The sequence below is a fragment of the Microbacterium sp. genome, assembly GCF_043427715.1.
GTDB lineage: Bacteria > Actinomycetota > Actinomycetes > Actinomycetales > Microbacteriaceae > Microbacterium.
Map to the genome: position 1 here is coordinate 1 of NZ_JBHWTD010000069.1, position 14,337 is coordinate 14,337.

Genomic DNA, 14,337 nt, shown 5'->3' on the forward strand with positions numbered 1-14,337 from the left:
GGCGGTCAGCTGCACCGTCATGACACCGCGTTCGGCGAGGCCGATCATCGCGGTGGGTGCCGCGACCCCGGGCACGGCGCCGTCGACGACGGCGCCTCCCTCGTCGAGCACGAGGGCCGGGCGCACGCCGCGCGCCTGCAACTCGGCGACGATCGCGCGCGCGCCGTTGCCAGCGGTCTCCTCGTTGTGGCCGAACGCCAGATAGACGTCGTGTACGGGCGTGAAGCCCTCCCCCGCGAGCTGCTCGATCGCCTCGAGGATCGCCACGAGCGACCCCTTGTCGTCGATCGCCCCGCGCGCGTGGACCGCCGCGTCGTCGCCCTCGCCGACGATCTGGGCACCGAACGGCGGGTGCGTCCATTCGGCGTCGACGACCGGGACCACGTCGATGTGCGCCATCAGGACGGTCGGCGCCGCGCTCGACGACCCCGGCCACCGGTAGAGGAGCGAATGACCGGCGATGATCTCGCGCTCGAGCGTCCGGTGCGTGGCCGGATAGAGGCGCTCCACCTCGGCGCGGAAGGCCTCGAACGGCGCCCAGTCGGTGAGCGCCTCGTCGGCGCGTGAGACGGTGGGCAGTCGGAGCAGAGCACGGAAGCGGTCGAGGGCGGCGACGGCAGCGGGATCGGGTTCCACGGCATGAGCCTACGGGGCTGCACGACCTCCGTGAACGGCAGGGCTAGGCTCGTCCCCATGGCCGGACTGCGATGGGGAATCCTTGCGACGGGCGGCATCGCCCACGCCTTCACGAGCGATCTGCGGACGGCGGGTCTGACCGTTACCGCGGTCGGCTCACGGCGGGCGGAGGCGGCGGCGGACTTCGCGGCATCCTTCGACATCCCGCGTGCGCACGGATCGTACGAGCATCTCGTCGCCGACCCCGATGTCGACATCATCTACATCGCGACACCCCACAGCCACCACCGTGCCAACGCGATCCTGGCCCTTGAACACGGAAAGCACGTGCTCATCGAGAAGCCGCTCACCCTCGACGCCGACGAAGCCGTCGCGATCCGCGACATCGCCGCAGGCCGAGGGCTGCTCGCGATGGAAGCGATGTGGACGCGGTATCTGCCGCACATGATCCGCATCCGCGAGCTCGTCGCGGACGGCGCGATCGGAGAGGTCCGCGCCCTGTCGGCCGACCACACCCAGAAGATCTCCGACGACCCCACCCACCGCCTCAACGCGCTCGAGCTCGGCGGCGGCGCACTGCTCGACCTCGGGATCTACCCGGTGTCGTTCGCGTGGGACATCCTCGGCGCACCGACGGAGGTCCGCGCCGTCGGGCGGCTCGGCGAGACCGGTGCCGACACCGAGGCGGCGATCTCGCTGACCCACGCCTCCGGCGCGGTGGCGTCGCTGCTCACCTCCTCGCGCGCGGCGGGCCCGAACACGGCGCACATCATCGGCACCGAGGGACGCATCTCGATCGACGCGGTCTGGTACACGCCCACCACCTTCCGGGTGCACGCGCCCGACGGCACCGTGCGCGAGGAGTTCCGCTCCGACATCTCCGGTCGCGGCATGCAGTTCCAGGCGCTCCACGCAGAGGAGCTGATCGCCTCCGGTCGCACCGACAGCGCGCTGCTCCCGATGGAGGAGAGCGTGGCCATCATGGCAACGCTCGACGACATCCGCGCGCAGCTCGGCGTGGTCTACCCCCGAGGCTGACACACTGGGGGGATGCCGGATCCCCAGAGCCCCCGCGTCGCGGTTTACCTCGACTTCGACAACATCGTGATGAGCTGGTACGACCGCGTCCACGGCCGGAACAGCTACTCGCGCGATCGTCAGCGGATCGCCGCCGATCCCGATGAGAAGGAGATCGCCGAGCGCCTGGGCGCCGCGACGATCGACGTCGGCGCGATCATGGACTACGCGGCATCCTTTGGCACGCTGGTGCTGACCCGCGCTTACGCCGACTGGTCCTCGCCGGTGAACGCCCTCTACCGCGAGCAACTCGTCGCCCGCGCCGTCGACCTGGTGCAGCTGTTCCCCGCGGCGGCTTACGCCAAGAACGGCGCCGACATCCGGCTCGCCGTCGACACCGTCGAAGACCTCTTCCGGCTCGAAGACCTCACCCATGTGGTGATCGTCGCCGGCGACAGCGACTACGTCCCGCTCGCGCAGCGATGCAAGCGCCTCGGCCGGTTCGTCGTCGCGGTCGGCGTCGCGGGGTCCACCGCGAAGTCACTGGCCGCGGCATGCGACCAGTTCGACGCCTACGACTCCCTTCCCGGCGTCTCGCTGCCCGACCCCGAGCCCGCCCCCGAGATTCCGCCGGCATCGGGCCGCCGCCGCCGCAAGGCGGTCGACCCGACGGCGCAGCTGCTGTCCCGCGCGCTTCGCCTCGAGCACGAACGCACCGACGAGGAATGGGTGCACCTGTCGGCGGTGAAGAACCTGCTCAAGCGCATGGACCCCTCCTTCAGCGAGAAGAGCCTCGGCCACCGGTCGTTCTCGGACTTCGTGAAGGCCTACCCGAAGATCGCCGAGCTCGACGAGTCGACGAACATCGTGCGCGTGCGAGCGGTCGAGGCCGCGGCGTCCTGACGCGCGCCACGGATCAGCGCTTGGCGGGCGAGGTCGACCAGAGCGCCCAGGCGACGAGCACCGGCTGGAAGAGCAGCCGACCCCAGCGCTTCTGCGGGCTGTCGAGCTGGAAGCCCTCCTTCTCGCCGAGCGCCTGGCCGATGTTGCCCGGGAAGATCGCGATGAAGAACGCCGCGAGGATCGCGCCGACCCGGCGCCGCTCCTTCGGGAGGGCGACGAGCGCGGCGCCGAGCATCATCTCGACGGCGCCGGACGCGACGACGACACCGTCCTTGTCGATCGGGAGCACGTCGGTGACGAGATCGGGCACCTGAGTCTGGAACTCCTTGCGGGCCCAGAACAGGTGGCTGAGTCCGGCGAACACCATGGCGCCTGCGAGCGTCCACCGCGCGAAAGTCTTCATGCTCCGAGTATGGGGGCGCGCCGAGGCGGGTGGGGTCGTTCCCAGAGAACCCATACCCTGGAAGGCATGCCTGCCGCTCCTTTCCCGTTCGGGCGGCTCCGCCGATGGCCGGATGCCGAGGGCGACGGCCTCGTGGCCGTCGACGCCGCCGATCGGCTGATCCTCGACGAGGCGGCCGTCGCCCTCGCTGCGACCGGTCCCGACGAGGTCGTCGTGATCGGCGACGCCTACGGGGCGCTCACCCTGGGCGCGTCGCATGCGGGAGCCCGTGGCATCCGGGTGCATCAGGATGCCCTCGTCGGCGAGCAGGCCCTCGCACGCAATGCGACAGAGCTCGGTGCTGCCGACGCCTTCCGGTCGATGCCGCTGGATGCGACCCTGCTGACCGGCGCGCGCGTCGTGCTGCTGCGACTCCCGCGTTCCCTCGACGCGCTCCGCGACATCGCCGGCCTCATTGCGGCGCACGCCCACCCCGAGGTCGTCGTGTTCGCCGGCGGACGTCTCAAGCACATGACGCTCGCGATGAACGACGTGCTCCGGGAGGTGTTCGGCAGGCTCGACGTGACGCACGCCCGCCAGAAGTCCCGCGTGCTCGTCGCGCGCGAGCCGCACGGCGGCGGCGACCCGGAGCCCGCCGCCGGCCGTGAGGACGGGCTCGAGCTGCGCGCCCTCGGCGGTGCGTTCGCCGGCGCCCGACTCGACATCGGGACGCGCCTGCTGCTCGCGCACCTCCCCCATGCCCCCTCCGGTGGCTCGGCGGAGGATCCGTTCGTGGACTTCGCCTGCGGCACCGGTGCGGTCGCCGCGCACCTGGCGCTGCGGCATCCGTCGGCCCACGTCTACGCGTCGGACCAGTCAGCCGCCGCCGTCGCCTCCGCGCGCGCGACCGCGGCGGCGAACGGGGTCGCCGACCGGGTCGAGGTCGTTCGGGACGACGCCCTGTCGCGACTACCGGACGGAACGGTGTCGTTCATCGCCCTGAACCCGCCGTTCCACAGCGGCGCGGCCGTCACCGACCTGCTCGCGCCGCGCCTGTTCGCCGACGCGGCACGAGTCCTCCGCCCGGGCGGCGAGCTGTGGTGCGTGTGGAACTCGGCGCTCCGGTATCGGCCAGTGCTCGAGCGGCTCGTCGGCCCGACCCGTCAGGTGGCGCGCGACCGCAAGTTCACGGTGACGGTCTCGACCCGCTGAGTCGCGGCATCCGGCCTCGTGCCGATACAACCGCACGAGTTCTGGTGCGCGTGTCGTCTCGGGAGCCCCGGAAGACGACACCAGCCCCACCGATCGTGCAGCTGTTTCACCTCACGGCCGACACGGGTCCCCGGTAGATCAGCGCCCGGGAGGTCAGCGGCCGGGTGGCCCGACGATGAGCAGAACGACGTAGAGGGCGACGATCGCGGCGACGAGGACCGCGATGAGCAGCGTCGCGTGGCGGAGGAACCAGCGGAGCAGGCGGTCGATGCGGCGGTGGTCGCGGGGATCGTCGGTCGCCTCCAGCCGCCACCGGCCGTCGAGGCGGCCGCTGCGGCGCAGCCACATCTCGACCGGGATGGTCGCGTACGGGATGACCGCGGAGGCGACGGCGAGCGCCGCGGTGCCGAGGTGCCAGCGGTTGTGGACGGCGACGAGGATCGCGGTCGCACCGTACGAGAGGAAGACGAATCCGTGGATGCCACCGCCGATGGAGACGGCGAGGGCGGGGCCGCCGACGGCGCGGATGATGAGCGCGGCGATCAGCAGGGTCCAGGAGCAGGCCTCGGCGATGGCGAGGACGCGATACAGCGATGCGGGGGTGCGGAACACCCCTTCAGGCTAGGTGAAGCATGCTGGGCGGCCGCTCAGCGCGACGCCCACACCGCCCAGGCGACGAGGACCGGCTGGAGGAACAGCCGGACGAAGCGGCGGCGATCGGTGTCGAGGAAGGGCGCGTCGCGTCCGGTGCGCCACTGGTGGATGTTGCCGGGCAGCACCGCGACGAAGAACGCCGCGATCGCGAGGCCCACTCGGCGCCGGTCACCCGGGAACAGGAGCAGGGCGGCGCCCAGCAGGATCTCGACGACTCCCGACACGACGACGATCGTGTCCTTGTCGGTGCGCAGCAGCCGGGTCGCCCAGTCGGGGACGGCGATCCGGAAGCCCCGCCGCAGCGTCGTGAGGTGCCCGACGCCCGCGCCGACGAGCACGCCTGCGAGCAGCCACCGCGCCACCGTGCGAAGGACCGTCACTCCATGACTCCCGCGCGGATCCCGGCGAGCGATTCGGCGACGCGGGGCAGGGCCTGGGCGAGGGAGGCGTCGAGCTGCGCGAGCCGATCCCGCGCCTCCCGGAGCACGCGCGCTCCCTTCAGCGTGACGCTGAGGTCGCTCGCGGCACCCGCTTGAGCGGTGGCGTCGGCGACGAGGCCGTCGTTGACGAGCGTATGGACGGCGGCATGCGCCGATTGCACGGTGATGTGCGAGCGACGGGCGAGCTCGGAGAACGAGATGCCCGGCTCCGCGCCGATGTGACCGAGCAGGGCGAACTTGCGGGTCGAGATCCCGAGGGTACGGAGCTCCGCTGCGAGCTGCGCCTCCCACGCGGCCGACACACCGAGCAGCGCGATGACAGGACTGAAGCGGGGTGCGTCCTCGGATTCGGTCTCTGCCACGCCATGAGTCTAGGAGGACGGATGCCACCAGGTCAGCAACGACGTCGCAGGTTCCCCTACGATCGGGGCGCGTCCGGAGGAGGAGACGCCGGTCTGGACACCCGATGCCGTCGGCATCGTCGTCACGATCGCCGGCCGCGAGCACCGTTGCTGGGTATGGGTCGGCGCGGTGGAGTCGGTGCCGTGACGAGTGCGCGGCCTGCGGTGAGCGGACTCAGCGGTAGACCGGGTACATCTCCCCCACGCAGAACGCGGTCACGATCCCGACGGCCGTCACGATGAGGACGATGACATCGCGCAGGGTGATGCGCAGCCGGGCGAGGCGGAGGCGCCGGGAGGACCCGGCATCCGTCGATCGGGTGAAGCCACGCGTCTCGAGCGCTTCGACGGTCGTCCGCACCGACCGGGCGGTGTTGAGGAAGATCGGATAGAACGACAGCACCGCCATCTGCACGAATTGGATGCCGCTGCGCCACCGCAGCAGCCCTGGCCGCTCCGGCGGCGCGACGCGCAGGCGGTAGCTCTCGAAGACGTCGCTGAGCTGCTCGACGAGGATCGGCAGCATCCGGTAGCCGTAGCTGACGCCGAACGCGAGCATCTGCGGGGCGCGGAACGCCAGCAGCGCGTCGGAGAGCTTCTCGGGATCGAGCGACACGAACGCCGCCATGCTCGCGAGGGCGACGACGCCGAGTTTGAGGTTCAGCACCGCGAGGGCGATGAGGGTGTCGAGGTTGCCGCCGAAGAGCCACGCCGCGATGAACAGGTAGAGGATCTCGAAGCCCGCGCCGATCACGAACAGGCCGAGGATCAGCGGGCCGACGCGGGCGAGGGCGACGGAGACCACCCCGAGCACGAACAGCCCGGCGAGCACGGTCACGTTGTGGGTGAACCAGGGCACGAGCGCGAGGCCGAGGTACCAGACCACCACGGCGCGGGGGTCCATGGCGGCGAACAGTCCACCGCGGGTCGCATACGCCGTGCGGATGAGCTCCAGCTTGATCCACTGAACCGACAGGACGTCGTGGTGCGCGCGAGCCATCAGGCGACCGCCGTCCGGACCGGCACCGACACGGCGGCGACGAACTCGTCGACCGACAGCGGGACCGGGTCGACCCCCAGCAGGGTGCCCAATCGGGTGATGTGCGGCGGGCGGAGGGTCTGCGCCAGTTCGGGGTGGGCGAACAGCTCACGCGGAGTCAGATCGGCACGCACCCGGCCACCTTCCAGGACGATCACGCGGTTCGCCCATTCGGCGACGAGCTGCATGTCGTGCGTCGCGACGACGGCGCAGGAGATCGCGTCGGCGAGCTCCGCGAGCATCGCCGTGACGTCGTCGCGGCTGCGCACGTCGAGGCTCGCGGTCGGCTCGTCGAGCAGCAGCAGACGGGGTCGCATCGCGAGCCCGATCGCGAGCGCCGCGCGGCGCTGCTGACCGCCGGAGAGCATCCGCCCGTCGCGGTCGGCGAGCTCCTCCAGCCGCACGCGCGCGAGCACCTGCTCGACGATGCGGTCGGCGTCGGGGGTCTTCCGTGTGCGCGGGGTCAGCGCGACGTCCTCGCGCACACTGCTGCGCAGGAACATCGTCTCGGGATGCTGCGGGAGATACGCGACCGTCTCCGCCATGCGACGCGCGGAGACGGCTCGGGTGTTCCGCCCCTCGACCGTCACCTCTCCCGTCCGTGCCACGGTGATGCCGGCGAGCAGCTTCATGAGCGTGGACTTGCCGGCGCCGTTGCCGCCCACGAGCGCGACCCGGTCGCCCTCGTGCAGAGTCAGATCGAGATCCTCGAGGACGGGGGTGATCCCGCCGCCCACCGAGCGGTAGCCGTGCGAGACGCCCTCGACGTGGGCGACGATGCGCTCGGCGGGTCTGTCCGAGGCCGCGACGACCGCAGCCCCGTCGACGTGCACGTCGTGCGCTCGGAGCACGTCGGCCGCTTCCTCCGGTGTGCGCGGAGCGGAGCGGATGCCGAGGCGGTGCAGCGCCGAGACCGGTTGCGGCGCGGGGATGCCGTGCTCCTCGAGCTCCGCCGAACGCAGCAGCGCCTCCTCGACCGGCAGGTGCCAGACGGGAGTGCCGTGCGCCATGAGGAGCACGGTCTTGGCGTACCGGGCGATGAACTCGGCGTGGTGCTCGATCGTGATCACGGTCGTGCCGTGCTCGCGGTTGAGGAAGGTGAGTCGCTCGTAGATCTCCTCGGCACGCGCGGGGTCGAGTTCGGCCACCGGCTCGTCGACGATGATGACGGCCGGGGCGAGGGCGACGGCTCCGGCGAGCGCGGTCAGGTGCGCCTGGCCGCCAGAGAGCTGCCAGATGAACCGACCCCCGAGGTCGCCGATCCCCAGCGCACCCAGGGCCGCCTGCGCCCGTTCGGCGTGGTCGTCCCAGCCGAAGTTCAGCGGGCCGAAAGCGACCTCGTCCGAAACGGTGGGACGCACCAGCTGGTTCTGGAAGTCCTGGTACACGTACCCGACAGTGGTGGACAGGTGGGCGACGCTGGAGGTGTAGGTGTCGACGCCGTCGACGTGCACCGAGCCCGCGAACTCGCCCGCCCAGTAGTGCGGGATCAGCCCGTTGAACGTCTTGCAGAGCGTGGTCTTGGCGGCCCCGTTGCCCCCGACCACCGCGACGAAGTCGCCGCGGTGGATCGAGAGCGAGACGTTGCGAAGCGTGTCCTCGGTGGCGCCCGGGTAGCGGAACGAGAGGTTCTCGACCCGGATGATGGGTTCGTCGGTCACGGACGGGTCCGGCGACGGTGTGCAGCGAAGAGCGCGATGGCGATGGTGGTCAGCACGAGGATCGCGCCCACGCTCACCCAGAGGAAGCCGTCGCCGTACTGGTCGCGGAGCTCGGTGTCGACCGTTCCGATCGCGATGTCCCACGCCTCGAGGAAGGCGAAGAAGAAGGAGGCGATCGACAGCAGGATCGCGGCGATCACGAACCAGCCGGCCCGGGGGGCCGCTCCCGGGATCGGCTCCCCCTTGACGCGCGGTCGGATGCCGAGCAGCGGCTCGATCTTGCCGTGCAGGGCCGGGATCAGCCACATGGCGGGGATGGCTCCGAACAGGATGCCGCTCACCAGCAGGTCGACGCCGAGACCGATCCCTTCGATCGCGAGGATCGACTCGGGCAGACCCTCGACGAATTCGGCATCCTCCAGACCGACCCAGACCTTCGTGAGGTCGACGAGGGCGGACAGCACCTTGTCGATGACGACGACCATGATGGCGCCAAGCCAGATCTGACCGCGACTGCGCGGGTCGCGGATGAGCGTGCCGGCGATGTACAGGGCGAGGAACATCTGGATGAAGCCCTCCACCTCCGCCAGACCCGAGAAATCGCCCATGAGCAGGTCGGTGAAGATGATCTCGCCGAGCGGCGCACCCAGCGCTGCCCAGAACGGGCTGAACAGGGCCACCATCGTCAGCGGGACGAAGACGAAGTACGACACCGAGATGTCGACGGGGCCGAGCGTCACATCGGGGATGATCTCCAGGATGATGTTCGACAGCCCGAAGAGGGCCATCGACAGCACGAAGATCATGAGCTTCTGCGGAGTGGTCAGTTCTCCGCCGGGCGCGCCGATGCCGCGGAGCGTTCCGGTGCGTTCGTAGGGGCGGGTGTCGGTCATGGTGTCCTCTGTCTTCGGGTACGGGTTCGGGCCAGGCGGTCGGGTCAGATGCGGGCGGGGGCGGCGAGCAGGTCGATGAGGTCGCCGGGTTCGGAGACCACGTCGGTGACCTCGCCGGAGCGGACCGCCGCATCGATGGCGTCGTCGTCGGTCGTGCCGCCGCGGACGATGACGCGACGGGCGATGCCCATCGACTGCGCCGCAAGGGCGTCGTTGTGTGGCTTGTCGCCGAGGAACCAGGTCCGGGCGGGGTCTGCGGCGGTGATCCGCAGGGCTTCTTCGACGATGCGCGGGTCGGGCTTGCGGTAGCCGTTCTCGTCGGAGCAGACGTAGGCCCCGATGAGCGGGTCGATGCCGTGCGCGGCGCACTCGGCGCGCACCGCGCGGCCGCTGACCGTGTTCGAGACCACGACGACCCGGACGCCCTCGGCGCGGCAGTGCTCGAGCAGCTCCGCCACGCCGGTGCGGAGGGTGCGGCGGCTCTTCGCGCGGCCGTACTGGAACATCAGGTCATCGGCTTCGGCGGTCAGCACGGCGCGAGCGCGCACGCTGAGGTCGGCGCCGACCAGGTCGCGCCAGAACTCGAGGGCGCCGACTTCGCGGTTCGCGCCGCCGCCTGCGAGGTTCTGCCGCTGCGCGCGCTTGCGTTCGACGTGCCGGGCCCGCCCCTCCGCGATGAGCAGGTGCGCGCGGGCGAGGTCGACGGGCTCGTCGGGTCCGTTCAGCAGCCGGGCGAGGTGCGACGCGAACGCGTCCAGCAGCGCGGCATCCGGAACCGTGGTGGAGATGACGCCGCCGTGGTCGATCATCAGGACGGGCGCCCCCGTGGGCTCGGGCTCGGTGGCCGCCGCGGGTGCTGCCGACGCAGGCGCCACCGCCGACCGCAGCACCTCTGCCAGCCCCTCGGGCGTGGGGAACACGGCATCCGCCGTCTCCGTGACCGCGAACGGCGGATTGTCGGTGTGGCCGCTTGCCGTGAGGATCATCCCGCCGACGCCGGCGCGACGCCCGGCGACGACGTCGCGGTCCTGCGTGTCGCCGACGTACCAGCACTGCGCGGGCGTCACCCCGAGCGCGGTCGCTGCCAGCTCGATCATGCCGGGATGGGGTTTGCGCATTCCCACCTCGTCGCTGTACACCTGCACGCCGAAGGCGGCGTCGAGCCCGTGCTCGGCGAGGATCGCGCGGTGGCTGCGTCCGGCATGGGCGTTGCTGACGATCCCCAAGCGGATGCCGCGGGCCGTCGCCTCGGCGATGACGTCGCGGATGCCGGGGCGGAGCGCGTGATCGGAGAGCGTCGTGTTCATCTCCTCGAGCACCTCCCCCGCCTCCGCGACCAGGAGCGCGTGCACCGGGCCCGGCAGGTCGGCGGCGAGGAAGTCCGCGACGATCTCGCGGTGGGTCATCTCCCGCGGCGTCCGGCGGCGGCTCGAGGCGTGCTTCCAATGCCGGAGCGCCGTGAGCGCCGCGTCGAGGGAGGCTCGGACGCGAGCGTGTTCGATCTCCCACCCGCCACGGGCGGCGCGCTCGACGATCCGGGTGGCGAAATCGTCGCGCCCGGTCGGGCGCTTCGCCGTCTGGAAGATGACACCGCCGAAGTCGAGCAGGAGCGCGTGAGGGGCGACGGTGAGAGCGGAGTCGGGCACGGCGGGTCCTGTCTGTCGAGCGATGTGGTTCGACGCTAGGGAGAGCGGGTGACGCGGCAGTCGACCGCCGGTGAACGCTTGTGGAACGCTCCAGCTGGAAGGCGCTGGAGCGTTCCAGCCCTGCTAGGACGGAGGGGTGACCGATTCACCGCGCCGCCGCCCGACGCTCTACGACGTCGCCGACGCCGCCGGTGTGTCGAAGTCGCTCGTCTCTCTCGCGATCCGCGGGCAGGCGGGGGTCGGGGATGCCACGCGGGAACGCATCCTGGCCGTCGCCGGGGAGCTCGGGTACCGCTCGAACCCGTGGGCGCGGTCGCTGGTGCGCGGGCGGAGCGGATCGGTGGGGGTGCTCGTCGGCGACCTGCGCGGGTACGCAGTCGACGTCGTGCACGGCATCGAGGCCAGCGCCGACCGCCACGGCGTGGGAGTCGTACTCGTCGACGGCCGCGGCGACCGCGACCTGCTCGCGAGGGGTGTGGAGCGTCTCGGCGGCTTCGGCGTCGACGGGATCATCGCGGTGACGGGTCAGATCCCGGCGGCGGCGGTGCGTGCCTCAGCCGCGCCGGTCGTCATCGTCGGCCGGCCCGATGAGGTGCCGGATTCGGCGTCGCAGGTGAGCAACGACGACCGCCTGGGCGCCCGGATGGCGGTGCATCATCTGCTGGGGCTCGGTCACCGGCGGATCGCGCACGTCGCCGGGTCGGGACGCGTCGCCGCGCGCCAGCGGGCGAGCTCGTACGAGCAGACGATGACCGAGATGGGGCTCACGCCGCTCATTCTCGGGTCGGTGGCGGAACTCGTCGGGTTCGATGTGACGGCGGTGTTCTGCGCGACCGACCGGATCGCGGCGGAGGCGATGGGCGCGATCATCGACTCCGGCAGGCGGGTGCCCGAGCACCTCAGCGTCGTGGGCTACGACGACACCCAGCTCGCGACGTGGCTGCGGCCGGCGTTGACGACGGTCGAGCAGCCGCGACACCTCCTCGGCGAACGCGCGTACGCAGCACTCGCGGGGCTGCAGGCCGGTGAGCCGCCGCGCCGGGAGGTGCTGCCACCGAGCCTCATCGTGCGTGGCTCGACCGCTCCCGTTCCGGAGAATGCGCGCTGACGCGGTCGGAGCGAACCGCCCCTGCGCCCACCGATCACCTTTCGGTTGCGGGGCAAGTCAACGTGTCGCCAGTCCGTTCCTCACGCCCGACTCGGGCAGACACACCCTTCAGATCAGGCGTTTACGGGGGTGTGGCTGAGCTCGATGAGCTGCTCCAGCGATTCGAGCGGGATCGCGCCATTCATGAAGCCGATGAACTGCTTCATCGGCATCGACGCCAGCTTCGGGAAGCTACTGACCGCTATGCAGCGGGCGGTAGGGACGTCGATGGGCTGAACCGGCGCGATGTCGGTATTTCCTGTCATCCTCGGCCAGAAAGTGAGCGGATCTGCCGGATTTGGGAACGAACGAACGGGTCCTACGCCGCCGCGGTCGATGCTCGGGTGCACGAGCGCACACGGCAGGTCACCGCACAAGTCGCGCCGGTGCCGTCGCCACACGCTGGACACGGTCCGCCTTCGGAATCACGTTCACCGTCCACACCCAGGAGCACCGCTGCTAGGTGTGGGGCGGCGCCGTCGACGAGGCGTCGTCTGGTCCAGCCCTCAGCAGGAGGTGCGGTCGCCGAACAACGCCCATGCCGGCATGGAGTCCTGGTAGGTGCCCCTTGTCTCGGTGTCATCGAGCATCGACCAGATGACGACGTCGTCGACCTCGGGCTCGTGTTTCGCCCACTCGAACCAGTTGATCATCCGCAGCGCCGGAAGCTCTTCGCGCAGTGAGGGTTCGAATACCTGCTCCGCCCAGGCCTGTTTAATGCGGCGCTGGGCGCGGGTGTCGCCGCGGTCCACGACGAGGGCTGCAGTCTCTGGGATCGCTACCGGTTTACCCCGCCGCTCACCGTACTCCGCGTAGAAGTCGGGTACGGCCGTGTCGTCTCCGCCGAGCCCGTTGTATTCGCCGCGGAGCTGCTGGACGAACTTGCCCGGCTCGGGCATCTCGTTCTCGCCCCATGGGTGACGCGACCCCCAGTGATAGAGGGACATCCCCACCCAGTCCACGTACTCATCGCCCGGGTAATACGGGGCGTATGGATCGTCGGCGGACGAGAGGGCGCCATCGTCATCGGTGTCCAGGACTCGTCCGTCGGCACTCCCCGGGATGGCTGCATACGCGCCACCCGTGAACGGGTAGCCTCCCCCGTAGTTCGGGGCCCACATCATCGTCGCCCCCGGCACCTGATCGTGCACCGCGGTCGCCACATTGCGGAAGGTCTCGACGTACAGCTCCGGCTGCTGCCCCCACGCATACCAGGACCCATTCATTTCGTGGGCGAACCGCACCACAACCGGGACACCCAGTCGGGTGATCTCTTGCAGCAGGTCCACGATCTCCTCGATGAGCGCCTCGTCCACCACTCCCAGCCCGTCCTGCGGCTCCAACGTCAGCACGTGCGCCGCGCCGGCTTCGGCCGTCTGAGCACCCGCCTGCACCGCCCAGTCACGCTCTTCCGACGACCACGGGACCGGCACGAAGGAAACGACATCCGCGGGTTGCCGGCCAAGCTTCTCCGCGTAGTCGGCAACAGTCTCGGATCCCCAGTCCAGGTTCACACCGATGTGAACACCGTCAGCCCCGAGGAACTCATCCGACACGCACGCTGCGAACGCGCTCAGGTCAGCCTCGCCGAGCTCACTCCCGCCAGCCTCCAGATCCGCTGACTGCCCGGTGCACGACACGAACCCGAGGAGAATGAGCGGTGTCAGTATGAGTGCGAGTGGTCGGTGCCGCATGCGTCGAACCCTTCCGTCCTGAGATGCCGTCTGACTCATGCTACGGAGGGATTTGGCGGGTGCAGCACTGCTTGCGGGTCCGGCGGCAACGTTCCGGCAGGAGGTGAGCTTTCCCACGCTGCGCAGCTGGAACACCCCTTGTGCGCCCTTCGTCGGGAGAGGAGCGTGGCGCTGAAGCGCGATTGGACCGCAGACCACCGGGAGGTCGCAGCATGGGCAGATTCATGTTTGACACCAACGTCCGAGCCGAGTTCAACGAATCGCGTAGTCTCGCACTAAACCCTGCATGGATTGGCGCACTCGTCCATGTCGCCAACACCGCGGGTGGCCTGTACCTGGTACCCGAACCAGCCGCCCGAGCGCGTCACGACACCGAAAAGGCTGACAGCGCGGCCCCGTTCCGCATCGGCGGTTGATCCTTTGGCTGCCGGTGACATCGAAACCGTCCACCGCGTTGATGGTTGGGTCAACCGGGCTCTTCGGAATCAAGGGTGTAGGTGGGGTCTGAAGCCGCCGGCTTCGAGTAGCGACCTCGCGATGTAGTGGGTGAGGTTCCGGAATCCGAGGGCGGAGCCGCGGAGGTGCTCGAGCCGGCCGTTGATCGCTTCCGTG

General features: G+C 70.3%; 14 protein-coding genes. 4 read left to right on the forward strand and 10 right to left on the reverse strand.

Translation table 11 applies throughout. The features are described from left to right. Positions 1-636, reverse strand: a 636-nt coding sequence (locus ACHFGS_RS07345; RefSeq protein WP_394289315.1) for a M20/M25/M40 family metallo-hydrolase, incomplete at its 3' end; no start/stop codon positions are given. A gap of 57 nt (positions 637-693) precedes the next feature. On the opposite strand from ACHFGS_RS07345, the gene ACHFGS_RS07350 reads away from it, so the two are divergent. Together ACHFGS_RS07350 and ACHFGS_RS07355 are read left to right on the forward strand one after the other, a co-directional pair. Then, positions 694-1,674: a Gfo/Idh/MocA family protein gene (locus tag ACHFGS_RS07350; RefSeq protein ID WP_394289316.1), complete on the forward strand. Its 981-nt coding sequence runs from the start codon at positions 694-696 to the stop codon at positions 1,672-1,674. Between the two features lie 12 nt (positions 1,675-1,686). After that, the gene (locus ACHFGS_RS07355) at positions 1,687-2,556 is read left to right on the forward strand and encodes an NYN domain-containing protein (protein ID WP_394278651.1); all 870 of its coding nucleotides are present in this window, start codon (positions 1,687-1,689) and stop codon (positions 2,554-2,556) included. A gap of 13 nt (positions 2,557-2,569) precedes the next feature. Here the strand turns inward: ACHFGS_RS07355 and ACHFGS_RS07360 are convergent, their stop codons facing one another. Beyond that, the gene (locus ACHFGS_RS07360; protein WP_394278650.1) at positions 2,570-2,959 is read right to left on the reverse strand and encodes a hypothetical protein; all 390 of its coding nucleotides are present in this window, start codon (positions 2,957-2,959) and stop codon (positions 2,570-2,572) included. 66 nt (positions 2,960-3,025) lie between these two features. Here ACHFGS_RS07360 and ACHFGS_RS07365 point away from each other — a divergent pair, with 66 nt between their 5' ends. Next, positions 3,026-4,150: a class I SAM-dependent methyltransferase gene (locus ACHFGS_RS07365; RefSeq protein WP_394278649.1), complete on the forward strand. Its 1,125-nt coding sequence runs from the start codon at positions 3,026-3,028 to the stop codon at positions 4,148-4,150. A gap of 153 nt (positions 4,151-4,303) precedes the next feature. Here ACHFGS_RS07365 and ACHFGS_RS07370 read toward each other — a convergent pair whose 3' ends face one another. From ACHFGS_RS07370 to ACHFGS_RS07400, 7 genes are all read right to left on the reverse strand, one after another. Further along, complete coding sequence (locus ACHFGS_RS07370) at positions 4,304-4,762, reverse strand: DUF3817 domain-containing protein (RefSeq protein WP_394278648.1); 459 nt, start codon at positions 4,760-4,762, stop codon at positions 4,304-4,306. A gap of 35 nt (positions 4,763-4,797) precedes the next feature. Continuing rightward, positions 4,798-5,184, reverse strand: coding sequence for a hypothetical protein (locus tag ACHFGS_RS07375; protein ID WP_394278647.1), 387 nt, complete (start codon positions 5,182-5,184; stop codon positions 4,798-4,800). Then, complete coding sequence (locus ACHFGS_RS07380; RefSeq protein ID WP_394278646.1) at positions 5,181-5,606, reverse strand: MarR family winged helix-turn-helix transcriptional regulator; 426 nt, start codon at positions 5,604-5,606, stop codon at positions 5,181-5,183. Before ACHFGS_RS07380 ends, ACHFGS_RS07375 begins: the two co-directional genes overlap by 4 nt. A gap of 214 nt (positions 5,607-5,820) precedes the next feature. Then, on the reverse strand, positions 5,821-6,645 hold the full coding sequence (locus ACHFGS_RS07385) for an energy-coupling factor transporter transmembrane component T family protein (protein ID WP_394278645.1): 825 nt from the start codon (positions 6,643-6,645) through the stop codon (positions 5,821-5,823). Next, positions 6,645-8,345, reverse strand: a complete 1,701-nt coding sequence (locus ACHFGS_RS07390) for an ABC transporter ATP-binding protein (protein WP_394278644.1) — start codon at positions 8,343-8,345, stop codon at positions 6,645-6,647. The genes ACHFGS_RS07385 and ACHFGS_RS07390 overlap by 1 nt, the downstream gene beginning before the upstream one ends. Then, positions 8,342-9,238: a cell division protein FtsQ gene (locus ACHFGS_RS07395; protein WP_394278643.1), complete on the reverse strand. Its 897-nt coding sequence runs from the start codon at positions 9,236-9,238 to the stop codon at positions 8,342-8,344. The genes ACHFGS_RS07390 and ACHFGS_RS07395 overlap by 4 nt, the downstream gene beginning before the upstream one ends. A gap of 44 nt (positions 9,239-9,282) precedes the next feature. Next, positions 9,283-10,884, reverse strand: a complete 1,602-nt coding sequence (locus ACHFGS_RS07400) for an HAD-IIIA family hydrolase (RefSeq protein WP_394278642.1) — start codon at positions 10,882-10,884, stop codon at positions 9,283-9,285. A 136-nt stretch (positions 10,885-11,020) separates the two neighbouring features. Here ACHFGS_RS07400 and ACHFGS_RS07405 point away from each other — a divergent pair, with 136 nt between their 5' ends. Then, the gene (locus ACHFGS_RS07405) at positions 11,021-11,992 is read left to right on the forward strand and encodes a LacI family DNA-binding transcriptional regulator (RefSeq protein ID WP_394278641.1); all 972 of its coding nucleotides are present in this window, start codon (positions 11,021-11,023) and stop codon (positions 11,990-11,992) included. A gap of 545 nt (positions 11,993-12,537) precedes the next feature. Here ACHFGS_RS07405 and ACHFGS_RS07410 read toward each other — a convergent pair. Continuing rightward, on the reverse strand, positions 12,538-13,587 hold the full coding sequence (locus ACHFGS_RS07410; RefSeq protein WP_394278639.1) for a glycoside hydrolase family 26 protein: 1,050 nt from the start codon (positions 13,585-13,587) through the stop codon (positions 12,538-12,540). Between the last annotated feature and the right edge of the window lie 750 nt (positions 13,588-14,337).

Excerpts from the sequence above, each read along its gene's own strand:
- ACHFGS_RS07350 (WP_394289316.1), top strand. The coding sequence starts at position 694 with ATGGCCGGACTGCGATGGGGAATCCTTGCGACGGGCGGCATCGCCCAC.
- ACHFGS_RS07355 (WP_394278651.1), top strand. The coding sequence starts at position 1,687 with ATGCCGGATCCCCAGAGCCCCCGCGTCGCGGTTTACCTCGACTTCGAC.
- ACHFGS_RS07360 (WP_394278650.1), bottom strand. The coding sequence starts at position 2,959 with ATGAAGACTTTCGCGCGGTGGACGCTCGCAGGCGCCATGGTGTTCGCC.
- ACHFGS_RS07365 (WP_394278649.1), top strand. The coding sequence starts at position 3,026 with ATGCCTGCCGCTCCTTTCCCGTTCGGGCGGCTCCGCCGATGGCCGGAT.
- ACHFGS_RS07385 (WP_394278645.1), bottom strand. The coding sequence starts at position 6,645 with ATGGCTCGCGCGCACCACGACGTCCTGTCGGTTCAGTGGATCAAGCTG.
- ACHFGS_RS07395 (WP_394278643.1), bottom strand. The coding sequence starts at position 9,238 with ATGACCGACACCCGCCCCTACGAACGCACCGGAACGCTCCGCGGCATC.